This window comes from Devosia sp. MC521, from assembly GCF_014127105.1.
In the GTDB taxonomy this organism is placed as follows: domain Bacteria; phylum Pseudomonadota; class Alphaproteobacteria; order Rhizobiales; family Devosiaceae; genus Devosia.
In genome coordinates this window covers 3,427,445-3,449,721 of record NZ_CP059902.1, presented here as the reverse complement: position 1 = coordinate 3,449,721, position 22,277 = coordinate 3,427,445, and the positions used below count along the sequence as shown (strand labels likewise).

Below are 22,277 nucleotides of genomic sequence, written 5' to 3'. Positions count from 1 at the left end.
ATGGCCAACTACGAATTGATCGACCACGAATTTGACGTGGTGGTTGTTGGCGCGGGTGGTGCGGGTTTGCGCGCGACCCTCGGCATGGCCGAGCAGGGTTTTAACACCGCCTGCATCACCAAGGTTTTCCCAACCCGCTCGCACACTGTGGCGGCGCAGGGTGGTATTGCCGCTTCGCTCCAGAACATGGGCCCGGATAGCTGGCAGTGGCACATGTACGATACCGTCAAGGGTTCGGACTGGCTCGGCGATAATGACGCCATGGAATATCTCGCGCGTGAAGCGCCTGCGGCGATTTATGAGCTCGAGCACTATGGCGTGCCATTTAGCCGTACGCAGGACGGCAAGATTTACCAGCGCCCGTTCGGCGGTCACATGACCGAGTTTGGTGATGGTCCTCCGGTCCAGCGCACTTGCGCTGCCGCTGACCGTACCGGCCACGCGATCCTCCACACCCTCTATGGCCAATCGATCAAGAACGAAGCGCAGTTCTTTATCGAATATTTCGCGCTCGACCTGATCATGGGCGAAAACGGCGAGTGTCAGGGCGTTATTGCCTGGAAGCTCGACGATGGCACGCTGCATCGCTTCCGCGCCAAGATGGTGGTTCTGGCCACCGGCGGTTACGGTCGCTCCTACTTCTCGGCCACCTCCGCTCACACCTGCACGGGTGACGGCAATGGCATGGTCGCCCGTGCTGGCCTGCCACTGCAGGACATGGAGTTTGTGCAGTTCCACCCGACTGGCATTTACGGCGCTGGCGTTCTGATCACAGAAGGCGCGCGTGGCGAAGGCGGGTATCTGACCAATTCCGAGGGCGAGCGTTTTATGGAGCGCTATGCGCCCAACGCTAAGGACCTTGCCTCGCGCGACGTGGTTTCGCGCTGCATGACGCTTGAAATTCGCGAAGGTCGCGGCGTCGGTCCAAACAAGGACCATATCTATCTGCACCTTGATCACCTTGATCCAAAGGTGCTGCATGAGCGCCTGCCGGGCATTACCGAAAGCGCCAAGATCTTCGCTGGTGTCGATCTCACCCGTGAACCGATCCCGGTTCTACCGACCGTTCACTACAATATGGGTGGCATTCCGGCGAACTACCACGGCGAAGTGCTCAACCCGACCGAAGACGAACCAAACCGCATCGTGCCGGGCCTGATGGCCGTTGGCGAAGCGGCCTGTGCATCGGTGCATGGCGCCAACCGTCTTGGCTCGAACTCACTGACCGACCTTGTGGTCTTTGGCCGTGCGGCCGCAATCCGTGCCGGTCAGGTTATTGACCGTGAAGCACCGGTGCCGGGCATCAATGCGGCTGAAGACGCTAAAATCCTGTCGCGCTTTGATCGTCTGCGCAATGCCAACGGCAGCCAGCCGACCGCCAAGCTGCGCGATGAAATGCAGCGCACGATGCAGTCCGATGCCGCTGTGTTCCGCACCGATGACTCGCTCAAGCAGGGCGTCGTCAAGATGAGCGAAATCTACAAGCGTCTGCCAGACGTGAAGGTTACTGACCGCTCGCTGATCTGGAATTCGGATCTGGTGGAAACGCTGGAGCTGGAAAACCTGATGACCTGCGCTATTGCCACAGTTGTCTCGGCGGAAGCGCGTCAGGAAAGCCGCGGCGCGCATGCGCACGAGGATTTCCCGAATCGCGACGACGGCAATTGGCGCAAGCACACGCTGAGCCGGGTTAATGTAGACACTGGCGCGGTCGAACTGAGCTATCGCCCGGTCATTCTTGACCCGCTGACCCCGCAGGATCAGGGCGGCATCGATCTCAAGAAAATTGCGCCAAAAGCACGCGTTTACTAAGGTTTGGTGGAAGCAATGGTTATGACTAAACCGCAACGCATAGCCGCAGGCTGCCTCACCCTCGGCGTGGCGCTTCTTTTGGCTGGCTGTGAAACCACCGACACCGGCCCAAGCACTTATAGCTCTGGGTCGGGCACCTTCGGCCAGCAGTCGGTGACCTCGTCAGAGGGCAATAATTTTATCACGACGACGAGCCAGATTGATCCGCAGACCGGACAGCGTGTGGTCACGGGCGGCTCGTTCCACGTCTCCAGCAATGGCTCGCCCTCGTCCTTGTTCGCGCCGATGGGCACTTGGTACATTCGCGACGAATTTGCCCGCAGCTGCCAGGTGTCGTTCGGCAATGGCTCCTTAAGCGGCAGTGCTGGCGCCAAGGTGCTCGATCAGACCGGTTTCTGTTCGAGCGACTTTAGCGATGCGCGCGGCTGGATGAGTGCAGGGACGGGCTTTGCGCTGACCAATGCGTCGGGACGAATTATTGGCCAGTTCGCCAGCGATGGTAACGACAGCTATGCGGGCACGATCGACTCCATGTTCGGTCCCCGTCCTGTAAAAATTACACGTAGGTAAGCGCATGAATAAGCTCACTATTGCAGGTGCCGTGTGCATGAGCCTCGCTTTGGCGGTTCCCGCTTATGCAGCCACTCCGACGGCCGCACAAAAGCAGGAGTTCTTCGAGGTGTGCTTGAATATCTCGCAGAACCAAGAGCTGTGTGCGTGCAAGGCCGATGCGGCCATGTCGTTGATTGATGAGCGCTTTATGGCTGTCGTGATTTCTTCGATGAAGGGCGGATCGCCCAAGTCTGAAGACTACGTCGCCTACAATGCCTACGTCGCCAAATCGAACCAAGTGTGCAAGCCGAACTACTAATCGGGCTTTTACGGTTTTCGCGCCGAGTTGAGCGGCGTGTCGAAAGGAAGTTGAGAAATGGCCGAACTGACCCTGCGCAAGGCAGACCAGCCGCAGAAGGGCAAAACCTGGCCCAAGCCTGAAGGCGCGACGCGTCTGCGCGAATATCATGTTTATCGCTATGACCCGGACAAAAACGAGAACCCGCGGATCGACACCTATTTCGTCGATCTCGACAATTGCGGCCCAATGGTTCTCGATGCGCTGCTCTATATCAAGAACAACACCGATCCCACGCTGACGCTGCGCCGCTCTTGCCGTGAAGGCATCTGTGGCTCGTGCTCGATGAATATCAACGGGCTCAATACGCTGGCCTGTACCAAGGGCATGGACGATTCCACCGGTCCGGTGAAAATCTACCCGCTGCCGCACATGCCAGTGGTCAAGGATCTGGTTCCCGATCTGACCAATTTCTATGCGCAGCACCGTGCCATTGAGCCTTGGCTCAAGACCACCTCGCCGACGCCGGAAAAAGAATGGAAGCAGTCGGTTGAAGACCGCTCCAAGCTCGATGGTCTTTACGAGTGCATTCTGTGCGCCTGCTGCTCGACCTCCTGCCCAAGCTATTGGTGGAACGGTGAGAAGTATCTTGGTCCGGCGGCGCTGCTGCAGGCCTATCGCTGGCTCATCGACAGCCGCGATGAAACCACCAATGACCGTCTCGATAATCTTGAAGACCCGTTCAAGCTGTATCGCTGCCACACCATTATGAACTGCACCAAGGTTTGCCCCAAGGGTCTCAACCCCGCCAAGGCCATTGCGCAGATCAAGAAGATGATGGTCGAGCGTCAGGTCGCTTAATAGCGCTATCGCTATAGTGAAATGAAAAACGGCGGGGGTTGACCCCGCCGTTTTTTGTTGACCACCAGAGAGATTACTCGGCGTCGATCAGCATTGCCTTGCCGGTCTCATAAGCCGATTTGCAGTCAGTTGCGTCGGCGCGTGTATCGCTTTCGAACACGGTGCCTGCGACCCCTGGCCCTTCAAAGCGCGGATCATCGCACTGGCCATCATTGGCATAGCTTGAGGTGTCGTCACCAAAGTCGATCTCGCTGCTATCATAGGGCGCGCCGAGGGCATATTCGGGCGTGTAGACCGGCTTGATGGTGACACTGCCTGCGTTAAACTGCGCCTCACAGTCGCTGGCGTCGCTCATAATGTCCTCGAACAGCATCTTCTTATTGAGCCCTGTCCCGGCAAAACGTGGATCATCGCATTCCCCGTCATTGGCCCAACGCGAGCTATCGTCGCCAAAGTCAAATGCGACGTTGAGCTGGTCGACTGTCTTGAACGAAACATCGCCTGTCAGAAACGCTGCGCGGCAGTCGCTCGCATCCGCCGACCGTGTCCCGCCATCCGTCAAATTCGACGCGCCAGGCCCGAAAAAGTCTGGGTCATCACATTCGCCGTCGTTGGCCCACTCGCCGCTATCGTCCCCAAAATCGATGCGTCGCGCGATGGCCTCAAGAGATGCAGTCGCCGCAGCGGATCGAACCGGCGTTGCCGCTTCGTCCTCGCCTTCGCCGACAAGGTGGATGGTCCCGTCTTCATAGGCTTCGCGGCAGTCAGAGGCGTCAGCCTTCTCGTCTTCCGGCAGCAGGGCGCTGTTCATGCCCGGGCCGGCAAACCGTGGGTCATCGCATTCGAGGTCATTGGCCCACTGCGAAGAATCATCGCCAAAGTCGATGTCGTCGATGCTTGTGCGTTCGAGGCTAGCGTCGCCGCCGCCATCTGCGAGGGTGATGTCTCCGGCGTCAAACAGCGCCTTACAATCCGTCGCGTCTTTTAGAGCATCTTCGGGAAGAAGCTCCGTCGCCATTTTCGCGCCGGTGAAGCGCGGGTCATCGCATTCCCCGTCATTGGCCCATTCGGAGCTGTCATCGCCAAAATCAATTTCAGCATCGGCAATAGCCTCTGCGCGTGCCACGGCCCCAGCAGCATCAGCTTCGTCTGCTGTTTCCGCGAGGGTGATCTTGCCCGCATCGAACAGTGTCTGGCAGTCGGTCGCGTCTTTTAGAGTGTCGGCGGCTTCCAGTTCCTCGGCCATGTTTTCGCCCGCGAAGCGAGGATCATCGCATTCCCCGTCATTGGCCCATTCGGAAGTGTCGTCGCCAAAATTTACCGACGTGTCTTGCGCTGATGCTGGCAATGTCAGGCCGGCCATCAGTGCTGCGATCAGGAGGGAAGAGCTCAGGCCCTTGCTTGATGTTCTCATAGTCGTCTTACCCCAGATGCACTTGAATTGGTTCCAAGCCTAAGGCCGTTTCGTATGGGAACCAAGCGTCATGCGCTTTTGATTTTGTACTGGCGCTCCTTTTTGGCAAAGAGCCATGAACCTGAAAGAACCAGTGCAGTGCCTAACGCGTGATAAGGGGTGAAGGCTTCACCTAAAATGACAACGGCGAGCAAAATCGTCACGATGGGTCCAAAACTGGCCGTCGACGAGGTGGCGCGGGCGCCAATCCGCGAGATTGCCGTGTTCAGCAAGAACGACGGCAGCACCGTGCCAAAAATCCCGAGCATGAACGCAAGAGACCAGATGTAGCTGTCATACTGGGCATAGGCAGCGACCCCGTCGAGCACGGCAGATTGGCCGATGGCCAGCACAGCCGCTGTCGCCATGCCGATGCAGGTGAACAGCCCTGAGCCCAGAATCAGCATTTGGCGCTTGGCCAAGTGCTGATAGAGCGCGAACGTCAGTGCAGATCCCAAGACCAAAAGCGTACCCTGCCAAAGCCCATCGGGCGACACGGTGAGGTTCCAGACAAAGATCACCAGCAGTCCGGCATAGCTCACCAACATGGGCGGCACCAATTGCCAGATCATCCGGTCACCGAAAAACCAAACGCCAAAGAGCAGCACAAAGAACGGATAGGTGAACAGCACCAGCCGCTCATATTGGGCTGAAACAAAAGCCAGCCCTGCGAAATCGAGATAGCTTGAGAGATAATAACCTAGGGCTCCGACCGCCATTGAGGCCGCGAGCGTTTTGGGCGTCAGCAGCGCCTTCAGTTCCGGTCGGCGTGAGAGCAGTATCGCCAAAATCACGAGGTAGACGGGCAGGGCGACCAGCATGCGCAGCGCCAGCGTGCCCTCGGTTGTTACCCCAGCAGCAAAGGCGAGCTTGATGAAAACGCCCTTGGTCGAGAACAGCGCCGCCCCCGCAAAGGCAAGGCCATAGCCCAAAAGGTCACTGCGCGGCGCCGGGGAAATTTGTGTGGTCATGCAAGAAGCTTAGACGCTGATTTGGACAGCGCGAAAGCCCAAAGCCTGCAAATTCGTCCAATTAGCCGCGCGGGTGCGCCAGGGCGTAGCTTTCCAAAAGCCGCTCGGTGTCGACAGCCGTATAGATCTGCGTTGTCGATAGGCTGGCATGGCCCAATAGCTCTTGGATGGCACGCAGATCGCCCCCCTTGCCGAGCAAATGGGTTGCAAAAGAGTGCCGCAGCGCGTGCGGTGTTGCAGTTTGTGGCAGGCCAAGGGCCGAGCGTAACAATTCCATGCGCGCTTGGATTGGTCTGGGGCCCAGAACACCGCCGCGAATAGCGCGGAACATGGGTTCGTCTGTGTTCACTGCAAAAGGCAAAAGGCCAAGATAGCTGTCGATAAAAGCGCGCACGGAGGCGATGAGGGGCACCATGCGAACCTTGCCGCCCTTGCCGGTGACGCGCAGTGTCGTGCTTTCCAAATCGGCTTTCCGCAGGGCCAAGGCTTCCGAAATACGCAAGCCCGCCCCATAGCAGAGGGCAATCACCGCCATATCTCTTGCCGCGACCCACGGCCTGTCCTCAAGTTCGCCCGCCATGCTCACCGCTTGCTTGGCCTCAATAACAGTCAGGGCCTTTGGCAGTGTTCTGGGGATTTTGGGGCTGCGGATGACATTGAGGGCTTCGGAGGTAAGGATCCCCTCGCGCTCTAGGAATTGAAAATAGCTGCGCAGCGACGACAGGACCCGCGCCAGCGAGCGGGAGCCCAAGCTGTCATTGCGCCGTTCCGCCATAAAGGCGCGAATATCAGCGCCGCGCAGGTCTTTTAGAAAGGCGAGCGTCACCGCTCCGCCCATATGGCCAGACAAAAAGCTCATGAACTGGCCAATGTCGCGCCCATAGGCTTCCAGCGTTTTGGGGGCGAGACGCTTGATCGAGCCCAGCTCTCTGAGCCAGTTCTCAACGCTATCGCGGACAAAAGGATCGGTGGCAAAGGCGCTATCGGTCATAGAGAGACCCTAGCGCCTTTGCATGAATAAACTCTAGCCGATTAGCTCTTGTTGCCCTTGGCAGCTTTATAGGCGGCCAACTCTAGGCGGTCTGGTTGTGATGAGAGCAATATGGCGAGCACCAATCCAATCGCCGCTCCGATCAGCGTGTCCCAGATACGCTCGCTCGCCATGTGAAAGCCCGATACGCCCGGCATGCCGATCACTGTCATCAGCAGCGCCATGGGCGTTACCAGCATTTGCCCAAGCGCATAGTTCGAGCCGATGATGATTTCGGTGATGATCTGGAGCCCGACGATGAGCCCCATCATCTGCCAGACATTGGGTTCGAATATCAGAATCACGCCAGCAATGGCGGCCCCAATCACGACGCCCAAAAGGCGCTGAACCCCACGATGGAGCGCATGGTAGAGGTGTGGCCCGGTCATTGCTGCCATCGCCCCCATGGCCGCCCACGACGGGTGAGAAGCGCCGATCAGCTGGGAGGCCGCCGCTGCTAGAAACGTCGCGAGCGTAATAGAGAGCGCTACTTCAATGCGCCGCTTGCGGGGCAGGGCGGGCTCACCGGGCACAAAGGCCGATGGGTCGTTGCGGAATTTCTCCGTGAGAAAACAGATTGCCCAGGCGAGCAAACCAACGAGCATCACCGTCAGGCCACGTTCGATGATTTCGACAAAGCGCACGGGCGTGTCGAAGGATGCCCCTGCTGCAAACACCATCAAAAGCGCTCCCGGCGCGCCCATCTTGACCGTCTGTTGAACGAACATCAGTCCGCCGCAGCACAGCGCCAGCACGATCAGCATGACAAGGTTTGGGGCGCCCAGCCAAGCCGCGGTCGATGTGACCAGAACCACAGCGGTCTGCGACAGCATGCAATAGAGCAGCAACCAGTTCCTTCGTTGCGCGGGCGCAAAGCGCCCGTAAAGGGCGACAATAGAGCCAAGCGCGGCAAAGCTGAGGAGATGGGCGAAGGGCGAGATATAGATCAGCGGCATGGCAATCGCGCCGGTCAGCGCCGCTTGTACCCCGGCCATCGCTGAGGCGCGAACATGCGGCTGAGGGGCTATCCTCATGCCGTCGCGAAGGGTGTGCGGGTGCAAAATATGTTTAGCGGCGTCGCGACGGCGCGGGCGGTCGCTCGTTGGCGGGGTGTCCATAGGCAGCAGACGTGAGTGAGGATAGGGCCATTGGGCCAGACGGTCCGACGGGACCGGATAAGTTCGCGTTCTTAAGGTATTCACTAGGGGCGGCGGAGCCCCGACTTTGGTTCTAGCTGCCCTGCGACAACGGCTGTGGATTGTAGACGAGGCCTTAACCTTCTAGAACATTGAGCGAACAAATTTGGCGCTGACAGCTTGGCCCTCGGCTCTTGTCACGCCTGCGCTCTCATGCACAAAAGGGCTCATGTTAGATCGCCCAGACATTGTCGCCGTCATGGTCGGGGTCGCCGTAGAGGGGCCCTATAGCTATCGCGTGCCTCACGGCATGAGCGTTGAGCGTGGCTCCATCGTGTCTGTGCCCTTGGGGCCGCGTTTGGTTTTGGGTGTTGTCTGGGGTGTGCCCAAAGACAGTTTTGCGCATAATCGTCTGCGCGATATCGCCCAGACCTATGATGTTCCCCCGCTCTCTGACGAGCTGATGCGTCTGGTCGATTGGGTTGCCCGCTATACGATTACCCCGCCCGGTCAGGTTTTGCGCGGCGTTCTGCGCTCCCCCGAAGCGTTGGATGCGCCCAAGCCGACAACTGCGTTCCGTCGCACCGGCGTTGTGCCTGATAAAATGACCAGCGCGCGTGAGCGCGTGCTTGAGATTTTGGTCGATGACATGGCTTGGCCCAAGCCTGCGCTCATTGGCGCGGCCGGGGTGTCAGCCTCTGTGGTGGAGGGGTTGGAAAAGGCGGGTGTGGTTGAGCGAATCGAATTGCCCGCCGCTCCCATCGTCCAAATTCCCGATCCTGATGCGGCGCCATCCACGCTTAGCCCTGAACAGCACAGTGCGCTCGATCAGATATTAGAGACGGGCGCCCACAATTTTGGCGTTGCTCTGCTCGATGGCGTCACTGGGGGCGGCAAAACCGAAGTCTTCTTTGAAGCGGTGGCCGATACGCTGCGTGCCGGGCGTCAGGCGGTGATTCTTCTGCCTGAAATCGCCCTCACCAATACATTCATCGATCGCTTCACCCGCCGTTTTGGGACGCGCCCGGCAGAATGGCACTCGGATTTGACGCCTGCGCAACGCGCCAAGATCTGGCGTGGCGTCTTGGATGGCACGGTCCGGGCTGTCGTTGGCGCGCGTTCGGCCCTGTTTTTGCCCTTCCGCGAGCTGGGGCTGCTGGTGCTCGATGAAGAGCACGACGGCGCATATAAGCAATCAGAAGGCTTTACCTACCACGCCCGCGATATGGCGATCGTGCGGGCTCAATTTGCTAAGGCACGCGTCATCCTCTCCTCGGCCACCCCTTCGGTCGAATCGCGCAACAATGCCAATCAGGGGCGCTATGCCCATGTTCGGCTCACTTCGCGCTTTGCCGAAGCGGCCATGCCCAATATCACTGCGCTCGACATGCGCACCGATGGGCCGGAAAAAGGGGAGTGGATCGCGCCCACGCTGGCCCGCGAGATTTTTGCTGCCTTGGATCGGGGCGAACAGGCGCTTCTCTTTCTTAATCGTCGCGGCTACGCGCCGCTCACCCTCTGCCGCTCCTGCGGGCATCAATATAAATGCCCCGACTGCTCGGCGTGGATGGTGGAACACCGATTCCGTGGTGTCATCATGTGCCACCACTGCGGCCATGAGATGAAAACGCCCAAAGTCTGCGGCGAATGTGGGGATACAGAAAGCCTAACAGCCGTTGGGCCGGGCATTGAGCGCGTGGCTGAGGAGGCTGCGGTGCGATTCCCCGACGCGCGTCGGGTGTTGCTCTCCACGGACATGGGTTCGCATACACAGTTGCGCGACCGATTCTCTGAAGTGGCACGTGGCGAATTTGATCTCATCATCGGCACGCAGCTGGTGTCCAAAGGTCACCATTTCGAGAAGCTCTCTGTTGTTGGCGTGCTGGATGCCGATCTCGGGCTCGCTCATGGCGACCCCCGCGCCTCGGAGAAAACCTTCCAGATTCTCACGCAGGTTGCAGGCCGCGCTGGCCGCGCCTCGCAGCACGGCAAGGCGTTCTTGCAGACCTACCACCCCGATCATCCGGTGATGAAAGCCATGGTAAGCGGGGATCGAGAGGCCTTCTATGCCTCCGAGCTTCATGCCCGAGAAGCCGGTGGCATGCCGCCTTTCGGGCGTCTTGCGGCGCTAATCGTTTCCTCAGGCGAGCAGGCGCTGGCCATGGCTCATGCCCGTATGCTCCTCACCTCCGCGCCCATGGCCGATGGGGTCCGGCTCTTTGGGCCAGCGGACGCGCCTGTCTCTATGATAAGGGGGCGTCACCGCGTGCGTCTTCTCGCGCAGTCTGGCCGAGACTTCGATTTGTCCGGTTATGTGCGGTTTTGGCTGGCGAGTGCAGAAAAAGCCAAGGGTGATTTGCGCGTCCAAATTGACATAGACCCCGTCAGCTTCATGTAAATTTCTGTCGGAGCAGATTTTCCCTGTGAAAAACCCGACCGTTCTTGGCGCGAAAAGCAAGTCGTGCTTGGAAATTTATCCCAATAAAAAGCGCAATCGGGCCTGCGACACTTTCGCAACGACTGAATCCCATGCGCAAGCCTTGCAGTGCCTGCTTTTCCTGTGTTAGAGCGGGCGCGAATTTAGGGGTCCGGCTCGTGGCCCGTTTCCGAGCACGTCCAAGCGTTCATATTCCGCCCCGGGTACCCATCCGGAGACGGCCAATTAGAGGGTGAAGCAGCATTGGCAGCGCAGAACTCAGTGCTTACCCAGATCGCGCGGCCATATGCGTCGGCGCTTTTTGACCTCGCCCGGAGCGAGAACCAGATGGCTCAGGTTGAAACTGGCCTGTCTGACGTCTCCCGGCTTATCGGTGAAAGCGAAGATTTTTCTCGCTATCTCCGTTCTCCAGTTCTCTCCAGCGATGTGAAAGCATCCGCGCTCAACGCTATTCTTGAGCGCGCGAAGGTCAACCAGACCGTTGCTAACTTCCTTCGCGTGGTGGCCCAGAATGGTCGCCTCTTTGCTCTCGATCAGATCATCACGGCTTTCCGTGAACTGGCCGCAGAAGCACGTGGCGAGACCACGGCAGACGTGACCTCTGCCGCTCCGCTGACCGCGGAACAAGCAGCAGCTTTGGCGGAAACGCTCAAGGCCAAGCTTGGCAAGACAGTCACGCTCAATCAATTCGTCGATCCCTCGCTCATCGGTGGCCTTCAGGTCAAAGTCGGTAGCCAGATGATCGACTCTTCGCTCAAGACAAAACTCGCCGCGATGAAAGTCGCCATGAAAGAGGTCGGATAAATGGACATCAAAGCCGCGGAAATTTCTGCGATCCTCAAGGACCAGATCAAGAATTTCGGCCAGGAAGCCCAGGTTTCCGAAGTTGGTCAGGTGCTCTCCGTCGGTGACGGTATTGCCCGCGTATACGGCCTCGACAACGTTCAGGCTGGTGAGCTCGTTGAATTCCCAGGTGGCGTTAAGGGCATGGCTCTTAACCTCGAAACCGACAACGTCGGTGTCGTGATCTTCGGTTCCGACCGTCAGATCAAGGAAGGCGACGTCGTTAAGCGTACCGGCGCCATCGTGGACACCCCAGTTGGTCCAGGCCTCTTGGGTCGCGTTGTCGACGGTCTAGGTAACCCGATCGACGGCAAGGGTCCAATCGACCACACCGAACGTCGTCGCGTTGACGTTAAGGCTCCTGGCATTCTGCCACGTAAGTCGGTTCACGAACCAATGTCGACCGGCCTCAAGGCTATCGACGCGCTGATCCCAATCGGCCGTGGCCAGCGTGAATTGATCATTGGCGACCGTCAGACCGGTAAGTCCGCGATCATTCTCGACACCTTCCTCAACCAGAAGCCAGCTCACGACGCAGGCGCTTCGGACACTGACAAGCTCTATTGCATCTACGTTGCAATCGGCCAGAAGCGTTCGACCGTTGCTCAGTTCGTGCGTCAGCTCGAAGAATCCGGCGCCCTGCCGTACTCGATCGTTATCGCTGCGACCGCTTCGGACCCAGCACCGCTCCAGTACATCGCACCGTTCACCGGTTGCGCGATTGGCGAATGGTTCCGTGACAATGGCAAGCATGCCGTTATCGCGTATGACGATTTGACCAAGCAGGCTGTTGCTTACCGCCAGATGTCGCTTCTTCTGCGTCGTCCACCAGGCCGTGAAGCTTACCCAGGCGACGTTTTCTACCTCCACAGCCGTCTTCTCGAACGCGCTGCGAAGATGAACGAAGCCAATGGTCTTGGCTCGCTGACTGCTCTGCCAGTTATCGAAACCCAGGCAAACGACGTTTCGGCTTACATCCCGACCAACGTGATCTCGATCACCGACGGCCAGATCTTCCTCGAAACCAACCTCTTCTTCCAGGGTATCCGCCCAGCCGTTAACGTCGGTCTGTCGGTTTCCCGCGTTGGTGGTTCGGCTCAGATCAAGGCGATGAAGCAGGTTGCTGGTTCGCTTAAGGGTGAACTCTCCCAGTACCGCGAAATGGCTGCATTTGCTCAGTTCGGTTCCGACCTTGACGCTGCAACCCAGCGCCTTCTGAACCGTGGTGCGCGTCTGACGGAGCTGCTCAAGCAGCCACAGTTCAGCCCGCTCAAGACTGAAGAGCAGGTTGCGGTGATCTTCGCTGGTGCGAACGGCTACCTCGACTCGATCCCAGTTTCGCAGGTGATGGATTTTGAACAGCACACCCTGTCCGCTCTGCGCGGCAAGTATGCTGACATTCTCGCCACCATCGCGAAGGACAAGGCTCTGAGCGACGACACCCGTGCAAAGCTCAAGTCGGCTCTTGATGATATCAAGAAGACCTACGCGGCCTAAGCCCGAAGGAGACGACAGGCTATGCCGTCGCTAAAGGACCTAAAAAACCGGATCGACTCGGTCAAATCGACCCAGAAGATCACCAAAGCCATGCAGATGGTCGCGGCCGCAAAATTGCGCCGCGCACAAGAAGCGGCTGTCGCTGCCCGTCCATACGCTGAGCGTATGGGCGCGGTGCTCTCCTCCCTGGCCGCCGTTTATGACGGCCAGGCAGATGCTCCGGTGTTGCTCGCTGGTAACGGCCGCGACCAGGTTCATCTGCTGGTGGTTGCCACTGGTGAGCGCGGCTTGGCTGGTGCTTTCAACTCGTCGATCGCACGTCTTGCGCGCGATCACGTCTTGAAGCTTCAGGCTGAAGGTAAGACCGTCAAAATTCTTACCGTCGGTCGCAAGGGCCACGATATTCTGCGTCGTCAGTTCGCCGATCTGATCGTTGATACGGTCAGCTATCGCGAAGTGAAGACCGTTGGTTTTGCTCAGGCGTCTGAGATTTCTCAGCGTCTGCAGACCATGTTCGCAGCTGGTGAATTCGATATCGCCACCCTGTTCTTTGCTAAGTTCAACTCCGTGATCAGCCAGGTGCCACAGGCAGTCCAGCTCATCCCGGCCAAGATCGAAGCTGTTGAGGGTGCGGGTAAGGTCGATAACTCGACCGTACTTTACGAATATGAGCCCAGCGAAGAAGCGATCGTCGAAGACCTTCTGCCACGCAATATCAGCGTGCAGATCCTTCGCGCGTTCCTCGAAAACAGTGCTTCGTTCTACGGTGCGCAGATGTCCGCAATGGACAATGCTACCCGTAATGCGGGCGACATGATCGGCAAGCTGCAGCTGAGCTATAACCGCCAGCGTCAGGCTCAGATCACCAAAGAACTTATCGAAATCATTTCCGGCGCGGAAGCGCTCTAACCCCTCAGCGAGGACGAACAAATGGCAGATAAAAAGGCCGGTCGCGTATCGCAGGTCATTGGCGCCGTCGTTGACGTGGTGTTCGACGATCACCTGCCCGCAATCCTGAACGCGCTTGAAACCACTAACAATGGTCAGCGCCTGGTACTCGAAGTAGCTCAGCACTTGGGCGAAAACGCAGTACGCACCATTGCTATGGACACGACCGAAGGTCTCGTCCGTGGCACCGAAGTAACCGATCTGGGCACCGCGATCCGCGTTCCAGTTGGTGAAGGCACCCTCGGCCGCATCATGAACGTTATCGGCGAGCCGATCGACGAAGCTGGTGCGATCGAATCAGAAGGCCTGCGTGAGATTCACCAGGACGCTCCAGCATTTGCTGAACAGAACCCTGCTTCCGAAGTGCTCGTCACCGGGATCAAGGTTGTTGACCTGATCGCTCCATACGCTCGCGGTGGTAAGATCGGTCTGTTCGGTGGCGCCGGCGTGGGCAAGACCGTTCTGATCCAGGAACTGATCAACAACGTTGCTAAGGCACACGGTGGTTACTCGGTGTTCGCTGGCGTGGGTGAACGTACCCGCGAAGGCAACGACCTGTACTACGAAATGATCGAATCGGGCGTGAACAAGGACCCACATGAGAACAACGGCTCTGCCGCTGGTTCCAAGTGCGCTCTCGTGTTCGGCCAGATGAACGAACCACCAGGCGCGCGTGCTCGCGTTGCTCTGACGGGTCTCACCATCGCGGAAAACTTCCGTGACAAGGGCCAGGACGTTCTGTTCTTCGTCGACAACATCTTCCGCTTCACTCAGGCAGGTGCTGAAATGTCGGCTCTGCTCGGCCGTATTCCATCGGCAGTGGGCTATCAGCCAACCCTGTCGACCGACATGGGCGCGATGCAGGAACGCATCACCACCACCACCAAGGGTTCGATTACCTCGGTGCAGGCCGTGTACGTTCCAGCGGACGATTTGACCGATCCGGCACCAGCAACCACCTTCGCTCACTTGGACGCGACGACCGTTCTGAACCGTGCGATCTCCGAAAAGGGTATCTACCCTGCAGTGGATCCACTGGCTTCGAACTCGCGTATCCTTGACGCGAACGTTGTTGGCCAGGAGCACTACGATACCGCTCGTCAGGTTCAGTCGATCCTGCAGAAGTACAAGGCTCTCCAGGACATCATCGCCATCCTCGGGATGGACGAATTGTCGGAAGAAGACAAGCTGACCGTGGCGCGCGCTCGTAAGATCGAACGCTTCATGTCCCAGCCGTTCGACGTGGCAGAAGTGTTCACCGGTTCGCCAGGCGTGTTCGTAAAGCTCGAAGACACCATCAAGGGCTTCAAGGGTCTCGTGAACGGTGATTACGATCACCTTCCAGAACCAGCCTTCTACATGGTTGGCACCATCGAAGACGCTGTTGCCAAGGCACAGAAGCTGGCCGCTCAGGCAGCCTAAGCTAAAAATCGGTGTGGGCCGCCCCGGCGGCCCACCCTTTTCGTCAAGGGGCCCGGATCCATTTCGGGCTTCATTGCCAAAGGACCAAGAGAATGGCTGAAGGCCTCAAGATCGAGATCGTGTCGCCAGAGCGGCTTGTGCTGTCCGAGACCGCAGTGTCTGTCACTGCTCCGGGCACCGAAGGCTACTTTACCGTCATGCCCGACCATGCGCCGTTCATGACCACCCTCCGTTCCGGTTTCATCACCGTGACTCCTGTCAACGGCAAGGCATCGATCTATTTCGTGCGCGGCGGCTTTGCTGACGTTTCGCCGAGTGGTTTGACCATTCTCGCCGAAGAATCGGTTCCTTTCAGCGAATTCGATCATGAAGGTCTCAAGACCCAGATCGCTGCTGCACAGGAAACCCTGAAGAACGCCAAGGTCGAAGAAATGACCTTCGCGCAGGAAATCGTCACAGGTCTCGTGAACCTGGCTGCGGAAGCTGCTCAATTGAACGGCACGCACATCCACTAATCCCTGCGATTAGTACTGATATAAAAGAAGGCCGCCTCCCAGAGGCGGCCTTCTTGCATTTGAGCTGGAATAGTTTCGGGTTACGCTAGGGCCGCGTCGACAAGCGCCTGCGCATGCAGTTCCGTGGTGGCATAGCAGGGCAAAGCGCTCACACTGTCATCCACCAGCATACCGATCTCCGTACAGCCCAAAATGACCGCCTGCGCGCCGCGATGGGCCAAGCGCTCAATCGCATTGAGATAGATTTTTCGCGACTCTTCGCGGATGATGCCTTTGCAGAGCTCGTCGTAGATAATGCCGTTGAGATTGGTGTGATCGACGTCTGGAGTAAGAGGCGTCAAGCCACGGGCCGAGAGGCGATCCTTATAAAATCCCATCTCCATGGTGAACCGCGTGCCCAAAAGCCCAACCGTATCATAGCCATCAGCCAGCAGGGCATCAGCCGTTGGGTCGGCGATATGGATAAAGCGCGCTGAAACGCCCTCTGTGACCTCTTCAGCGACAAGATGCATGGTGTTGGTGGCCAAGCCCAGAACTTGCGCTCCAGCCGCTTCAAGGGCTTTGGCGGCGCCATTGAGCACAACGCCTGCATCATGCCAACGACCTTCGGCTTGCATGGCGGCGATTGGCGCGAAATCGACGGAGTGAATGATCACGGGCGCTGAATGGAGGCCCCCGAGACGGCGCGCCGTTTCGGTGTTGAGAATGCGGTAGTAGTGAGCGGTCGATTCCCAGCTCATGCCGCCAATCAGACCAATTGTTTTCACGAGAAATACCGCCGAGGAATGTCAGCAAATGCGTCGACGACTTTGTCGTAAGCATCGCGTTTGAACGGGATGATCAATTCGGGAGCCAAGGTTAGGTCCTCCCAACGCCACCCGTTGAACTCGGGCTTATGCTTGCCTTTTGCAGGGGCCAGAACATTGATTTCGCTCTCATCGCCTGTGAAGGCGAAGGCGTACCAACGCTGGCGCTGTCCGCGATATTTGCCTTTAAACCCAACACCCATGATCTCGGGCGGAAAATCGTAATAGATCCACTCAGGGGCCTCAGCGAGGAGGCTCACGGAGGTGACATCTGTCTCTTCATAAAGCTCACGCAGAGCGGCCTTGAGACTGTCTTCGCCCTTGTCGATGCCGCCTTGCGGCATCTGCCAGGCAAAGCCCGAAGAACTGGACTTTTCTGGGTCGCCTTCCGAGAGACGATGGCCGAGAAAAACCTTGCCTTGGGCATTAAACAGAGCCACCCCAACGCAGTCACGATAGGGCAGGCTCTCACGATCTGGACGATCGGACATTGATAAGGCCTATTTCATCAGTGCGCTGGCGGGGACCAGGACGATCCCTTTGGCGTCTAGCTCCTGTGCCCATTCCGACACGGTCTGCACCGAGATGGGCAGCGCACTAATAATACCAATCGCCGAGCCAGTTTCCATGGCCTGAGCTTCAAGGCTGGCAATCGCTGAGAGAATAGCAGGACGAGATGGGTTGGCGTCGAGCATTGTCGTGGCGCGGGTAAAAGGCACATTATTGGCCTCTGCCAGCTGCCCAGCCACCGAGCGGTTCGAGGAGCCGTCATCGAGATAGCCCAAGCCGCGCAGGCCCAGCTCTTCCATGACTGGGCTCATGTCTCCGGCCGAAGCGGTAAACCGCGCGCCCATATTGTTCATCACGCTGAAATAACCGCCGAAGCGCGACATCAGCCAAAACAGCTTGTCGAGATTTGCGCGTGGTGTTTCGCCGGTCAGCATCGTGTGCGGGCCGGGATCATTTTGCGGATAATCAAAGGGCTCAAGCGGGATTTCCAGCATCACCTCATGGCCGGATGCCCTTGCGGTATTGACGGTGCCCACCAGCGAGCGGCCATAGGGCGCAAAAGCGAGAGTGATGTCAGCCGGGAGCTGATCAATGGCGTTCATCGAGCCCTGCTCGTTAATGCCGAGACCGGTCACGACAATGGCGATTTTGGCCAGATTTGGCGCAATTTCATCGACCGGACGCCGGTAGGCGTCGAAGGGGCCAAGGCCCGTGGGCGACATGCGCGGGATGATGCCATTGACGGTTTCTTCCGCCAATTCAGGCAGAACGCCTGTGCCGATCAAACTCACTTCCAGCGATGGTCGTGGTGTGGTTTCGGCAGGCTCATAAGGAACGAGGGGGACTTGCCCTGCAGGAAATTGCTGATCGTCTGCGGTGATTGTGACGGGTGAGGTCGCGCCAGCCGAGGCGTTCGGCACGGCGACAGCATTTGCGACCGCATTGGCGTCACGCGTCGAGGTGATAGCCACTTCAGCCATTGGGCGGCCGCCGAGCGGGTCGTCTACCAAGACGATCCGCCCAAGGGCGCCAAGCAAGATAACGATACTGACCCCGAACAATGTGCGGGCCAGCGGGAAATGATGCCGGCCGCCATCGACCCGATGTTTGCGCCCTCTCAAAGGCGTCGAAAGGTCATTGGCCATATCGTTGCGCTCGTGCCCACTGGGGTAGTTCAGTTGTCAGGATGCGGCGCGAATCACGCCGCATCACAAGTTTAGTGCGAAAACCTTTATTCCGCTTTTGGCGGGAAGGCTTCGTGGGTTTCTTCACCGGTAATCAGCTTCACCGCATACTGGAGCTGTACGTCCTCGGCTGCATCTTGCGGCACGTAAACCGACGAGCCGACTGTCGCTTCTTCCTGGCCTTCGATCTCGATATGGCCTTCGAGTGCAGCTTCGCCGATGATCTCGTCACGACCCTTGATCTCGTCAGGAACCTTCTGCAGCACTTCAATGTCGGGCGTGATGCCGAGCGCCTGAATGGACCGGTTTGATGGCGTGTAATAGCGCGCGGTTGTGATCCGCATTGCGCCATCAGGACCAAGCCCGATGATCGACTGCACCGAACCCTTGCCGAATGAGCGCGTGCCAACAACGGTTGCGCGCTTGTGGTCTTGCAGAGCACCGGCGACGATTTCCGAAGCAGAAGCCGAGCCACCGTTGACCAGAACAATCATCGGAATGTCTTTGAGGCGACGATCGAGTGGATCGGGCGCTGCGTCATAGCGAGCGCTTTCGCGTTCGGTGCGGCCACGGGTCAGCACAACAGCGCCGCGTTCAAGGAAGGCGTCGGCAACATAGACCGACTGATCGACCAGTCCGCCTGGATTGTTGCGCAGGTCAAGGATGATGCCCTTGGGCGCCTTGCCTTCACGTTCTTTCCAGATATCGTCCACGGCCTTTTCGATGCCGACGAAAGCCTGTTCGGAGAAGCGCGACAGGCGCAGAACCGCGACTTCGTCATCCCCTTCCATGCTCCAGCGCACAGCGCGCATCGAAATGGTGCCGCGGGTCAGTTCGAACTCGAGAGGCTCGTTCACGCCTTCGCGGGCAATGGTGATTTTTACCTTGGTGCCGACGGGGCCGCGCATTTTGCCAACGGCTTCGTCCTGGGTCATGCCCTGAACGTCGTCGCCGTCGATCTCGATGATAAGGTCATTGGAGAGAATGCCAGCCTTGGCAGCCGGGGTGTCGTCGATGGGCGAGACCACTTTAATATAGCCGTCTTCCATCTGGATCTCGACGCCCAGACCACCGAACTGGCCCGAGGTGTCTTCACGCACATCGTCGTAATCGGCAGGCGGCAGATAGCCCGAATGCGGATCAAGCGAGGTCAGCATGCCCTGAATGGCGGCGCGGATCAGCTCCTGCTCATCCGGCGGATCAACATATTCAGCGCGAATGCGGTCGAAGATTTCGCCGAACAGATTGAGATCGCTATAGATCTCATCATCGCTCCGCGGCTCGGCCTTCTCCTGCTTGCTGGGCTCTGGCTCTTCCCCGCTCGGGTTTGGCGCCTCCTCAGCGGGTTGCTCAGTGGGTGCAGGATCGGTTGGAGCTGCGTCTTGCGCCAGAACCAGGCTGGTGGAGGACAGGAGCAGGGCCGCACAGACTGCGGCGACACGGTGCTTAGGAGGATGCATAAATGTGTTTATCCAGTCTGTTCGATAGTGGCCCACCAACCGTTCGGGTCGAAAGGCTCGTTGTCTCTTCTCAGCTCAATATAAAGCGTTGGTTCGTTGTTACCAGCACCTGTGGTGACTGTTCGTCCAATGGTGCGCGATCCCATCGTCCCGAGGGGTTCGCCCATTTGGACAAACTGGCCAATCTCAGTCGTAATGGATTCCAAACCGGCGAGGAGCGTGGTGTAGCCATCCCCGGTATTGAGAATGATGATTTCGCCGTAATTGAGGTAAGGGCCCTTATAAAGCACCCAACCATCTGATGGAGCGAGAACCTGCGCCGTCGGACGGGTGATCAGATACTGGCCTTGAGAGACCCCACCTTTGCCGTCATTGGCCCCCCAATCGAGCGCCAGTGTTCCATTGGCTGGTTGGGTCAAATACCCGCGTGCCAGTGGGAAGGGCACTGCAGGTTGCGTGCGGCTGGTGTTGGCAAAGGCCAATTGTACGGCCTCTGGCGAGAGGCGCGGCAGGTCCTCGTCAGGCGAAGCGGGACGCGTTGAGGCATTGGCGCGGTCGGAGAGGGCGCTAATAAGTTCACGCAGCGTCGCGGCCTTTTCAGCCAGGGCGACAGCCGCTTCCTCTTCCGCCTGCAATTGCGTGGTGCGTTGGTTGATACCGGTCTTGCGTGCCGTAATCAGGGTCGCAATGCGCAATTGTTCTTCTTCGAGAACGTCCTGATTGGCGCGTAGAGTTTCCTCTTCGGCCATGGCCGCGATCTTAATATCGGTCAGCTCTTTTAGGTCTGCCGACACAGAATCCGCCTTGGCGCGCAACTGCGGCACGATCGCTGAGATCAGCATAGCCCCACGCGCCGAACCCAAAGCATCGCTCGGATCGACGATGAGTGCCGGAGGCGGATGGAGCGATATGCGTTGAAGCGCTGCCAGCACGTTGGCGACCTCAGCGTCGGCGCCATCAAGACGCCCGCGGACGTCCATCTCTTTGACGATCAGCTCGGAGAGGCGCTCTTCCACATCGGCGATTTCGATTTCCGCCAATTTGACCCGCTGCGCCGCGCCAATGAGCGCCGCGTTTTGCTGGGTGCGATCCCCTTCCATCGCTTCAATCTCGGCTTTAAGCGCATCGATGCGCTCCCGCGAGATGGTCAGCGAGGCTTCAACCTCTTCCAGATTGCCGACATCGAGCTGCGGCTCTTCGGGCGGCAGGACTTCGACCGGGGGGGCCACAGGCTGTTCAGTTGTTAGGTCGAGACCGGTCTCACCAGCAGGTTGAGCGACGTCGAGCGCCGGGCGCAGTTCCGCCGCTGGATTGGGAATAGGTTCCGCGTCTTGCGAGAGAATAGGGAATACGCCAAGGCCTGCCAGAACGGCGCCGGCAAGCAGGGTCTTAACGGTGCGGGCCGGCCGCAGAGGCATGGCGTCTCCTCGAGGGATAAACGATCCCGAATCAATTCAGCGGCAATTTAGCAAGCCTTCGGACAATCGCCCGTTAACTCTGCTTAACCATCACAGCGGCGAGACTATGGCGAAAGCCTAGTCGCCGCGATGATAGGGATGGCCCGAAAGGATTGTGGTTGTGCGATAAAGTTGTTCAGCCAGCATGATCCTAACCAGCTGATGTGGCCAGACCATGGGTGAAAAGCTCACCACTAAATCGCATTGTTTCACCAGTTCTGGATCAAGTCCGTCAGCGCCGCCGATCATAAAGCTCACTGACGAGCGGCCATCGTCTCGCCAACGACCGATTTGCTTGGCAAAGCTTTCCGAGGTGATGGCTTTGCCGCGCTCATCGAGCGCCACCAAAACCCCGCCCTCGGGCAGAGCGGCGCGGAGGCCTTTGGCTTCCTCGCTCTTGCGCGCAGGCGCCGACCCGGCCCGGCTTTCATTGAGTTCTGATACGTCAAAGCCGGTCAGAGCCAATGGTTTGCCGCTGCCCTGAGCGCGCTCAAGATAACGGGCCACAAGCTCGCGCTCTGGCCCGTTCTTCATCCGGCCAACGGCCGCGATTGCGATGCGCATGAGATCTTAGTGCTGATCCGCCGAGAAATCGGCCTGCCACATCTTTTCGATGCTGTAGAACTCGCGCACTTCTGGGCGGAAGATGTGAACGATAACGTCGTCCGCATCGATCAGTACCCAGTCGGCCTGCTGCAGGCCTTCAACGCGTGGCTTACCGAAACCGGCGTCGCGCAGGGCGATGACCAGCTGGTCAGCAACAGCGGCGACGTGACGGTTCGAGCGACCAGAGGTCACCACCATGTAATCAGCAATCGAGGACTTGCCTTCGAGGTCGACAGAAACAGTGTCTTCGGCCTTGGCGTCATCGATCGTGTTGAGGATAACCTCAATGAGAGTTTTCTTCTGTGCCACTACGTCGTCTCGGGAAGCAGGGGCGGTGTTTTCGGGCGTGGCCATTAGCAAAGGCCTTCCGCCCATGCGCGTGCATGGGTCATGCGAGGGATATCGATCCTAAAATTGTTGCTCGGAATGTCGCGGCGACGTGAATACGGCAAGCCGTCATTTCCTGTTCCGGTGAATTC

At 58.5% G+C, this 22,277-nt stretch carries 21 protein-coding genes; 10 read left to right on the top strand and 11 right to left on the bottom strand.

All coding sequences use genetic code 11. From position 1 onward, the window contains the following. Genes sdhA through H4N61_RS16585 form a run of 4 tightly spaced genes read left to right on the top strand, consistent with a single transcriptional unit; the run spans position 1 to position 3,523 of the window. A complete protein-coding gene (gene sdhA, locus H4N61_RS16600) occupies positions 1-1,812 on the top strand; it encodes a succinate dehydrogenase flavoprotein subunit (RefSeq protein WP_169196535.1) in 1,812 nt (603 codons plus the stop codon). A gap of 21 nt (positions 1,813-1,833) precedes the next feature. After that, positions 1,834-2,382: a hypothetical protein gene (locus tag H4N61_RS16595; protein WP_182394517.1), complete on the top strand. Its 549-nt coding sequence runs from the start codon at positions 1,834-1,836 to the stop codon at positions 2,380-2,382. A 4-nt stretch (positions 2,383-2,386) separates the two neighbouring features. Further along, positions 2,387-2,683, top strand: a complete 297-nt coding sequence (locus H4N61_RS16590) for a hypothetical protein (RefSeq protein WP_169196533.1) — start codon at positions 2,387-2,389, stop codon at positions 2,681-2,683. 57 nt (positions 2,684-2,740) lie between these two features. Continuing rightward, on the top strand, positions 2,741-3,523 hold the full coding sequence (locus tag H4N61_RS16585) for a succinate dehydrogenase iron-sulfur subunit (RefSeq protein ID WP_169196532.1): 783 nt from the start codon (positions 2,741-2,743) through the stop codon (positions 3,521-3,523). A gap of 73 nt (positions 3,524-3,596) precedes the next feature. Here the strand turns inward: H4N61_RS16585 and H4N61_RS16580 are convergent, their stop codons facing one another. From H4N61_RS16580 to H4N61_RS16565, 4 genes are all read right to left on the bottom strand, one after another. Next, positions 3,597-4,937 carry a hypothetical protein gene (locus tag H4N61_RS16580; protein ID WP_182394516.1) on the bottom strand — a complete coding sequence of 447 codons (1,341 nt, stop codon included), beginning with the start codon at positions 4,935-4,937 and terminating at the stop codon, positions 3,597-3,599. Positions 4,938-5,005: 68 nt separating this feature from the next. Then, positions 5,006-5,947, bottom strand: a complete 942-nt coding sequence (locus H4N61_RS16575) for a DMT family transporter (RefSeq protein ID WP_169196530.1) — start codon at positions 5,945-5,947, stop codon at positions 5,006-5,008. Positions 5,948-6,008: 61 nt separating this feature from the next. Further along, entirely contained in the window at positions 6,009-6,938 is a 930-nt protein-coding gene (locus tag H4N61_RS16570) for a tyrosine recombinase XerC (RefSeq protein WP_182394515.1), read from the bottom strand. A gap of 41 nt (positions 6,939-6,979) precedes the next feature. Beyond that, complete coding sequence (locus tag H4N61_RS16565; protein ID WP_169196528.1) at positions 6,980-8,095, bottom strand: FUSC family protein; 1,116 nt, start codon at positions 8,093-8,095, stop codon at positions 6,980-6,982. A 247-nt stretch (positions 8,096-8,342) separates the two neighbouring features. Between H4N61_RS16565 and H4N61_RS16560 the strand changes: the two genes are divergently transcribed. From H4N61_RS16560 to H4N61_RS16535, 6 genes are all read left to right on the top strand, one after another. Beyond that, on the top strand, positions 8,343-10,511 hold the full coding sequence (locus H4N61_RS16560) for a primosomal protein N' (protein WP_169196527.1): 2,169 nt from the start codon (positions 8,343-8,345) through the stop codon (positions 10,509-10,511). A 282-nt stretch (positions 10,512-10,793) separates the two neighbouring features. Further along, positions 10,794-11,354, top strand: coding sequence for a F0F1 ATP synthase subunit delta (locus H4N61_RS16555; protein ID WP_169196526.1), 561 nt, complete (start codon positions 10,794-10,796; stop codon positions 11,352-11,354). Then, positions 11,355-12,890, top strand: a complete 1,536-nt coding sequence (atpA, locus tag H4N61_RS16550) for a F0F1 ATP synthase subunit alpha (RefSeq protein WP_169196525.1) — start codon at positions 11,355-11,357, stop codon at positions 12,888-12,890. It begins immediately after the preceding gene. Between the two features lie 21 nt (positions 12,891-12,911). Beyond that, on the top strand, positions 12,912-13,799 hold the full coding sequence (locus H4N61_RS16545) for a F0F1 ATP synthase subunit gamma (protein ID WP_169196524.1): 888 nt from the start codon (positions 12,912-12,914) through the stop codon (positions 13,797-13,799). A gap of 21 nt (positions 13,800-13,820) precedes the next feature. Further along, entirely contained in the window at positions 13,821-15,260 is a 1,440-nt protein-coding gene (atpD, locus tag H4N61_RS16540; protein WP_169196523.1) for a F0F1 ATP synthase subunit beta, read from the top strand. 92 nt (positions 15,261-15,352) lie between these two features. Next, positions 15,353-15,775 (top strand): F0F1 ATP synthase subunit epsilon, encoded by a 423-nt coding sequence (locus tag H4N61_RS16535; protein ID WP_169196522.1) that lies wholly within the window; start codon positions 15,353-15,355, stop codon positions 15,773-15,775. Between the two features lie 80 nt (positions 15,776-15,855). On the opposite strand, the gene H4N61_RS16530 is transcribed toward H4N61_RS16535, so the two are convergent. The 7 genes from H4N61_RS16530 to rsfS all read right to left on the bottom strand — a co-directional run bounded on the left by H4N61_RS16530 (position 15,856) and on the right by rsfS (position 22,152). Then, positions 15,856-16,542, bottom strand: coding sequence for an aspartate/glutamate racemase family protein (locus tag H4N61_RS16530; RefSeq protein ID WP_182394514.1), 687 nt, complete (start codon positions 16,540-16,542; stop codon positions 15,856-15,858). Next, positions 16,539-17,072: an RNA pyrophosphohydrolase gene (locus tag H4N61_RS16525; RefSeq protein ID WP_182394513.1), complete on the bottom strand. Its 534-nt coding sequence runs from the start codon at positions 17,070-17,072 to the stop codon at positions 16,539-16,541. Before H4N61_RS16525 ends, H4N61_RS16530 begins: the two co-directional genes overlap by 4 nt. A 9-nt stretch (positions 17,073-17,081) precedes the next feature. Beyond that, positions 17,082-18,236 (bottom strand): divergent polysaccharide deacetylase family protein, encoded by a 1,155-nt coding sequence (locus tag H4N61_RS16520; protein ID WP_182394512.1) that lies wholly within the window; start codon positions 18,234-18,236, stop codon positions 17,082-17,084. Positions 18,237-18,322: 86 nt separating this feature from the next. Further along, positions 18,323-19,735, bottom strand: coding sequence for a S41 family peptidase (locus H4N61_RS16515; RefSeq protein ID WP_169196518.1), 1,413 nt, complete (start codon positions 19,733-19,735; stop codon positions 18,323-18,325). Positions 19,736-19,743: 8 nt separating this feature from the next. Then, on the bottom strand, positions 19,744-21,153 hold the full coding sequence (locus tag H4N61_RS16510) for a peptidoglycan DD-metalloendopeptidase family protein (RefSeq protein ID WP_182394511.1): 1,410 nt from the start codon (positions 21,151-21,153) through the stop codon (positions 19,744-19,746). 117 nt (positions 21,154-21,270) lie between these two features. Then, positions 21,271-21,756 (bottom strand): 23S rRNA (pseudouridine(1915)-N(3))-methyltransferase RlmH, encoded by a 486-nt coding sequence (gene rlmH / locus H4N61_RS16505; RefSeq protein ID WP_169196516.1) that lies wholly within the window; start codon positions 21,754-21,756, stop codon positions 21,271-21,273. 6 nt (positions 21,757-21,762) lie between these two features. Beyond that, positions 21,763-22,152, bottom strand: a complete 390-nt coding sequence (gene rsfS / locus H4N61_RS16500; RefSeq protein ID WP_248306085.1) for a ribosome silencing factor — start codon at positions 22,150-22,152, stop codon at positions 21,763-21,765. Between the last annotated feature and the right edge of the window lie 125 nt (positions 22,153-22,277).

Excerpts from the sequence above, each read along its gene's own strand:
- sdhA (WP_169196535.1), top strand. The coding sequence starts at position 1 with ATGGCCAACTACGAATTGATCGACCACGAATTTGACGTGGTGGTTGTT.
- H4N61_RS16595 (WP_182394517.1), top strand. The coding sequence starts at position 1,834 with ATGACTAAACCGCAACGCATAGCCGCAGGCTGCCTCACCCTCGGCGTG.
- H4N61_RS16590 (WP_169196533.1), top strand. The coding sequence starts at position 2,387 with ATGAATAAGCTCACTATTGCAGGTGCCGTGTGCATGAGCCTCGCTTTG.
- H4N61_RS16585 (WP_169196532.1), top strand. The coding sequence starts at position 2,741 with ATGGCCGAACTGACCCTGCGCAAGGCAGACCAGCCGCAGAAGGGCAAA.
- H4N61_RS16580 (WP_182394516.1), bottom strand. The coding sequence starts at position 4,937 with ATGAGAACATCAAGCAAGGGCCTGAGCTCTTCCCTCCTGATCGCAGCA.
- H4N61_RS16575 (WP_169196530.1), bottom strand. The coding sequence starts at position 5,947 with ATGACCACACAAATTTCCCCGGCGCCGCGCAGTGACCTTTTGGGCTAT.
- H4N61_RS16570 (WP_182394515.1), bottom strand. The coding sequence starts at position 6,938 with ATGACCGATAGCGCCTTTGCCACCGATCCTTTTGTCCGCGATAGCGTT.
- H4N61_RS16565 (WP_169196528.1), bottom strand. The coding sequence starts at position 8,095 with ATGGACACCCCGCCAACGAGCGACCGCCCGCGCCGTCGCGACGCCGCT.
- H4N61_RS16560 (WP_169196527.1), top strand. The coding sequence starts at position 8,343 with ATGTTAGATCGCCCAGACATTGTCGCCGTCATGGTCGGGGTCGCCGTA.
- atpA (WP_169196525.1), top strand. The coding sequence starts at position 11,355 with ATGGACATCAAAGCCGCGGAAATTTCTGCGATCCTCAAGGACCAGATC.
- H4N61_RS16545 (WP_169196524.1), top strand. The coding sequence starts at position 12,912 with ATGCCGTCGCTAAAGGACCTAAAAAACCGGATCGACTCGGTCAAATCG.
- atpD (WP_169196523.1), top strand. The coding sequence starts at position 13,821 with ATGGCAGATAAAAAGGCCGGTCGCGTATCGCAGGTCATTGGCGCCGTC.
- H4N61_RS16535 (WP_169196522.1), top strand. The coding sequence starts at position 15,353 with ATGGCTGAAGGCCTCAAGATCGAGATCGTGTCGCCAGAGCGGCTTGTG.
- H4N61_RS16525 (WP_182394513.1), bottom strand. The coding sequence starts at position 17,072 with ATGTCCGATCGTCCAGATCGTGAGAGCCTGCCCTATCGTGACTGCGTT.
- H4N61_RS16520 (WP_182394512.1), bottom strand. The coding sequence starts at position 18,236 with ATGGCCAATGACCTTTCGACGCCTTTGAGAGGGCGCAAACATCGGGTC.
- H4N61_RS16515 (WP_169196518.1), bottom strand. The coding sequence starts at position 19,735 with ATGCATCCTCCTAAGCACCGTGTCGCCGCAGTCTGTGCGGCCCTGCTC.
- H4N61_RS16510 (WP_182394511.1), bottom strand. The coding sequence starts at position 21,153 with ATGCCTCTGCGGCCGGCCCGCACCGTTAAGACCCTGCTTGCCGGCGCC.
- rlmH (WP_169196516.1), bottom strand. The coding sequence starts at position 21,756 with ATGCGCATCGCAATCGCGGCCGTTGGCCGGATGAAGAACGGGCCAGAG.
- rsfS (WP_248306085.1), bottom strand. The coding sequence starts at position 22,152 with ATGGCCACGCCCGAAAACACCGCCCCTGCTTCCCGAGACGACGTAGTG.